The 4,793-nt window shown below is 63.2% G+C and carries 7 protein-coding genes; 4 read left to right on the top strand and 3 right to left on the bottom strand.

Going from position 1 to position 4,793, the window contains the following annotated elements; genetic code table 11:
* Window positions 1-82: 82 nt before the first annotated feature.
* The 4 genes from Y707_RS0105070 (at window position 83) to Y707_RS0105080 (ending at window position 1,808) form a co-directional block, all read left to right on the top strand.
* Window positions 83-556 carry a 2'-5' RNA ligase family protein gene (locus tag Y707_RS0105070; protein ID WP_026534268.1) on the top strand — a complete coding sequence of 158 codons (474 nt, stop codon included), beginning with the start codon at window positions 83-85 and terminating at the stop codon, window positions 554-556.
* A complete protein-coding gene (locus Y707_RS32090) occupies window positions 553-708 on the top strand; it encodes a hypothetical protein (RefSeq protein WP_216699206.1) in 156 nt (51 codons plus the stop codon). The genes Y707_RS0105070 and Y707_RS32090 overlap by 4 nt, the downstream gene beginning before the upstream one ends.
* A gap of 19 nt (window positions 709-727) precedes the next feature.
* Complete coding sequence (locus Y707_RS33415) at window positions 728-1,078, top strand: GNAT family N-acetyltransferase (RefSeq protein WP_442853279.1); 351 nt, start codon at window positions 728-730, stop codon at window positions 1,076-1,078.
* A 100-nt stretch (window positions 1,079-1,178) separates the two neighbouring features.
* Window positions 1,179-1,808, top strand: coding sequence for a dihydrofolate reductase family protein (locus Y707_RS0105080; protein ID WP_026534270.1), 630 nt, complete (start codon window positions 1,179-1,181; stop codon window positions 1,806-1,808).
* Window positions 1,809-1,853: 45 nt separating this feature from the next.
* Here the strand turns inward: Y707_RS0105080 and purU are convergent, their stop codons facing one another.
* The 3 genes from purU to Y707_RS23630 all read right to left on the bottom strand — a co-directional run.
* Window positions 1,854-2,762, bottom strand: a complete 909-nt coding sequence (gene purU, locus Y707_RS0105085) for a formyltetrahydrofolate deformylase (protein WP_026534271.1) — start codon at window positions 2,760-2,762, stop codon at window positions 1,854-1,856.
* Between the two features lies 1 nt (window position 2,763).
* Window positions 2,764-4,140, bottom strand: coding sequence for an L-serine ammonia-lyase (locus tag Y707_RS0105090; protein ID WP_026534272.1), 1,377 nt, complete (start codon window positions 4,138-4,140; stop codon window positions 2,764-2,766).
* A 1-nt stretch (window position 4,141) separates the two neighbouring features.
* Window positions 4,142-4,793 (bottom strand): sarcosine oxidase subunit gamma (locus Y707_RS23630; RefSeq protein WP_081744626.1); only part of this gene is annotated, 652 nt, incomplete at its 5' end.

Consider the following 4,793-nt stretch of genomic DNA (forward strand, 5'->3'; position numbering starts at 1 on the left):
AGTACACCGATGAGGAAGCCGAGCCGGCCGGCGCCGGAACCAACGGGAGGTAGCGCTTCGGCAACCGTGCGATACTCCTGACATGGCCACCTTCGTTGCTGCTGCGTTCATCGATCCGGTCCACCGCGGCATGATCTTCAGCCGTGGCGCATGGCCGCTGCACATCACGCTGACGCATTTCAGCTCTGAACTTCCGCCGGGTCGGCTGGCCGAAATCCTCGGTCAACCAGCCCGCGCCGCTTTGGGGACTGAACTCCGCATCGGCAAAGACGACATGTTCGGGAGCCGGCGGACGGTTCCGGTGTCGCTCGTGGAACACAGCGACGTCCTTCAGCGGCTGCATGAGGACACCGTCCGGGCGCTTTCCGAAAACGGCGCCGCCATCACCAGCCCGCACTTTTCCGGGGAGAACTACCGCCCACACGTGACCGTCACAGATGGCCGGCGCGTGAATCGCGGTGACGCCTTCCGAATGAACCAGATAGGTTTGGTTGAAATGCGCCCGGATGGCGACGCGACCATCCGCCGGATCCCCGAACTGTGGGAGGACAAGTGACGTCGGTGAATGGACTACGGCTCCGGGCCCTGGATGCGGCCGATGAGAAGCAGGCGTTGCTGTCCCATGAGGAACTCGAACGGGAGGATTTCACCTTCCTCCTTGGTTTCCAACAGGCGGACTCTTGGACCGACTATCTGGTGCGCTTGTAAAACGCACGCCGGGGAATCGATGTCCCCGAGGGCCGGGTGCCCGCAACCTTTCTCGTCGCCGAAGCCGAAGGACAATTGGTCGGACGAGTCTCGATCCGGCATTGCCTCAACGACTTCCTCCTTCAGGTCGGGGGTCATATCGGCTATGCGGTCCGGCCCGGGGTTCCGCCGCAAGGGTTACGGTAGGCAAATTCTGCAGCGGTCGCTGGATGTTGCACGCGGGCTGGGGATTGGCCAAGCCCTGGTTACCTGCGACGTGGACAACCTTGGATCGATTCGAATCATTGAGAGCGCCGGAGCTCTACTCGAGGACCCCGAAGCACCAGGGAACGGTACACCGCTCAAGCACCGATATTGGATAGCGACGTAAATGACGCTGGGCACGAGCGAGTGGTGGATGTTGATGTATTTGCCACGCCGAACTCGTCGAGTCACTGGCTTGGACATTCAATCCGGACGAGGATGAGAGCATGAAGCTGACAGTTACTGAGTTTTTAAGCCTGGACGGCGTATCGCAGGGACCAGGCTCGCCCGAAGAAGACACCAGCGACGGATTTACCCAGGGCGGATGGTTCGTCGACCACATGGATGAAGCGTTCATCCGCCAGGCCTCGGAATGGCTCGACCAGGCCGACGCTCTCCTACTCGGCCGACGAACCTATGACGCCTTCGCGAGGGACTGGCCACAGATAACCGACCCGGGCGACCCCTTCACCTTGCTCATGAACAGCCTGCCGAAATACGTCGCCTCCCATACCCTTACAGCGGGAACATGGGACCCAACCACGATCCTCTCCGGCGATGTCCCAGCCCAGGTCGCAGCGCTCAAACAGCAACCCGGACGGGAACTCCAGATCCACGGAAGTGCCAGGCTTACCCAGTCCCTGCTGGCAGCAGGGCTGATCGACGAATTTCGGCTCGTGGTCGCCCCAATTATCCTCGGATACGGCCGACGTCTCTTTCCCGACGGCGGAGCGCCGGCGGGGCTGAGCCTTACCAGCAACCAGACCACCCCGCGCGGACTCGCAATCCAGGTTTACGAATGGGCAGGACGCCCCGGCTATGCGACGTACACGGGTGTCGCAGACGTGCCTAAGTAATCGCGCCCGTGCTGTGCATTAGTTTCCGCCGGGGACCTCGCCGTTCTAACGCAGTATGACGGTCCGGCCACCTGAGAGGATGACCCGTCCCTCGCAATGCCAGCGAACGGCATTGGTCAGCGCCCGGCACTCGGTATCCCGCCCGGCGGCGACCAGGTCCTCCGGCCCGTAGGTATGGTCGACGTCGATCACCTGCTGGGCAATAATCGGGCCTTCATCCAGCTCCGCGTCGACGTAATGCGCGGTCGCCCCCACGGTTTTGACGCCGCGTTCGTACGCCTGGTGGTACGGCTTGGCCCCTTTGAAGCTGGGCAGGAACGAGTGGTGAATGTTGATGCATCTACCGCTGAGTTTGGCGCTGAGTTCATCGCTGAGCACCTGCATATAGCGGGCCAGAACAATGAGTTCGACGTCTTTCTCGTCGATCACCTCCAGCAATCGCGCCTCCGCGTCCGCCTTGGTATCAGGCGTGACCGCCAGGTGGAAATACGGAATGCCGTGCCAGTCCACCAGTGCTTTGTGGTCCAGGTGGTTGGACACGACGGCGACAATTTCGATCGGCAACTCGCCGCTCCGGGCGCGGAACAACAGATCATTGAGGCAGTGTCCGAATTTGGACACCATGATCAGCACGCGCTGTTTCCTGCCGTGCCGGTCCAGGTTCCAACGCATGCCATACCGTTCGGCAATCGGCTCAAAGGCGGCGCGCAACTGTGCCGTCCACTCGTCGGCAGCAGTACCGCCGGCAGTTGAGGTGACATGCACGCGCATGTAGAAGCGGCCAGCGCGCCGGTCTCCGAACTGCTTGTTGTCGATGATGTCGCAGCCGTGCTCCACGAGGAATCCGGATACGGCATGGACAATTCCGGGGCTTTCGGCACAGTCCAGAGTCAGGACGTGTTCGACGGCGGTCCCGGTCGCCGACGCTGCTGGCTTGTTTTCGGTGACGGTCATGTCAGCACGCAATCACGTTTACGGCCAGACCGCCACGGGAGGTTTCCTTGTATTTCGATTTCATGTCGGCTCCTGTATCGCGCATGGTCTTAATAGCCTGGTCGAGCGACACCGTGTGGCGGCCATCGCCCTTGAGGGAAAGCCTAGCTGCATTAATCGCCTTCGAACTGGCAATGGCGTTCCGTTCGATGCACGGAATCTGCACCAGTCCGCCCACCGGATCGCAGGTGAGCCCAAGGTTGTGCTCGATCCCAATCTCGGCGGCGTTTTCCACCTGTTCCACCGTCCCACCGATGACTTCGCACAAGCCGGCTGCCGCCATCGAACACGCGGATCCCACTTCGCCCTGGCATCCTACTTCCGCTCCGGAGATTGACGCGTTTTCCTTGAACAGGATTCCGATGGCGGCCGCGGTCAGCAGGTAGCGGACCACGCCGTCGTCGTCGGCTCCGGGAATGAACTTGGCGTAATAATGCAGCACCGCGGGCACGATGCCGGCCGCCCCATTGGTTGGTGCGGTGACCACGCGTCCGCCGGCAGCGTTCTCCTCGTTCACCGCGAGCGCGAAAAGGTTGACCCAGTCCATCGCGCGGATCGGGTCCAGATCGTCTGCTTCCTCGGTCAGCTGCCGATGCAGTTTGGCGGCCCGCCGCTTCACCTTCAGCCCGCCGGGAAGAATAGTCTCCTCGGTGGTGCAGCCGTTGTTGACGCATTCCTGCATAACGGCCCAGATGTGCAGCAGCTCCGCGCGGACTTCCTCCGCCGGGCGCCAGGACTGTTCATTGGCCATCATCAATTCGCTGATCGACAACCCGTGTTCGCGGCACTGCTGCACCAGTTCGTCCCCGCTACTGAACGGGTATGGCACTTTGGTCTCGTCCTCGACGATGCGGTCCTGGTCGGCGGCTTCCTCGGTGACCACGAAACCGCCGCCGATCGAGTAGTATATCCGCTCGTCCAGCACCGTGCCATTTTCATCGAAGGCGCGGAACGCCATGCCGTTGGGGTGCGCGGGCAGCGACTTGCGGCGGTGCAACGTGACGTCGGTGGCCCGGTCGAAGCGCACCGGGTGCGTTCCGTTCAGGGCGAGTTTGCCTTCGTCGCAGATCTGCCGCTCCGCCTCATCGGCACCGAGCGCGTCGACCGTTTCGGGATCCTCGCCCGTCAGCCCAAGGATCACCGCTTTGTCGGAACCATGCCCGACGCCGGTGGCTCCGAGCGAGCCGAAGAGTTCAGCCTGAACACGTTTCACCGCATCCAGGCCAAGCTCTTCGGCGACAGCGGCAACGAATTGCTTCGCCGCCCGCATCGGCCCGACGGTATGCGACGACGACGGCCCGATGCCGACCGAGTACAGATCCAGCGCGCTCAGTGCCATTTCAGTCCGCCTCTGGCCTGTTCCCTGCTGCAGCCGACGCGGTCCGGCGTGCGGCCGGAACCGGCTGTGCGCCGGGGATCTCCGGCGCGGCGAATTCGGCCATGCCATCGACCAGCCAGCGGCCCAGGTAGTCCGCGAACGACGCCCGCGGCATCAGCCGGTAGGTGGGTGCGCCGTCGAGTTGCCACAGCACGACCGGGACTCCGGCGAGCACTGTGGATACTGCAGTGCCCGGAGCAAAGGCGCGTGGATGCAGATCCAGTGCGCAGCTCTTCTCCAGCACGGCGCGGGCGGAGGGTCCGGACAGCTCCAGCGTGGTCCGGTTCGCCGAAACATCGACCACCGATCCCGGGTTACCCTCCAGGTTGCCGGCGAGCGCCTGCACCAGCGGACCGGCGTCGTCGTCGCTGATTACCAGGAACTCATCCGGTCCCTGCCATAGCACGGTGTGGCCTTCTCCCGTAGCGGTTTGGCCGCAGCGGGCAGGCAGGGTTGTGCCGAGGACTTCTGCCAGCTTGGCTGCCACGTCGCTGGATGGGTCCACCCGCAGGCTGATCATCGTCACGAACGCGACTTCCCGCAGCCGGACGCCGCGTTCACCGGTAACTTCCGCTTCCGCGAAGGCGTCCGCCAAGTGCTCGGCGGGGCTGTGC

Origin of the sequence: Arthrobacter sp. H14 (genome assembly GCF_000520495.1) — a bacterium.
GTDB lineage: Bacteria > Actinomycetota > Actinomycetes > Actinomycetales > Micrococcaceae > Arthrobacter_C.

Excerpts from the sequence above, each read along its gene's own strand:
- Y707_RS0105070 (WP_026534268.1), top strand. The coding sequence starts at position 83 with ATGGCCACCTTCGTTGCTGCTGCGTTCATCGATCCGGTCCACCGCGGC.
- Y707_RS33415 (WP_442853279.1), top strand. The coding sequence starts at position 728 with ATGTCCCCGAGGGCCGGGTGCCCGCAACCTTTCTCGTCGCCGAAGCCG.
- Y707_RS0105080 (WP_026534270.1), top strand. The coding sequence starts at position 1,179 with ATGAAGCTGACAGTTACTGAGTTTTTAAGCCTGGACGGCGTATCGCAG.
- purU (WP_026534271.1), bottom strand. The coding sequence starts at position 2,762 with ATGACCGTCACCGAAAACAAGCCAGCAGCGTCGGCGACCGGGACCGCC.
- Y707_RS0105090 (WP_026534272.1), bottom strand. The coding sequence starts at position 4,140 with ATGGCACTGAGCGCGCTGGATCTGTACTCGGTCGGCATCGGGCCGTCG.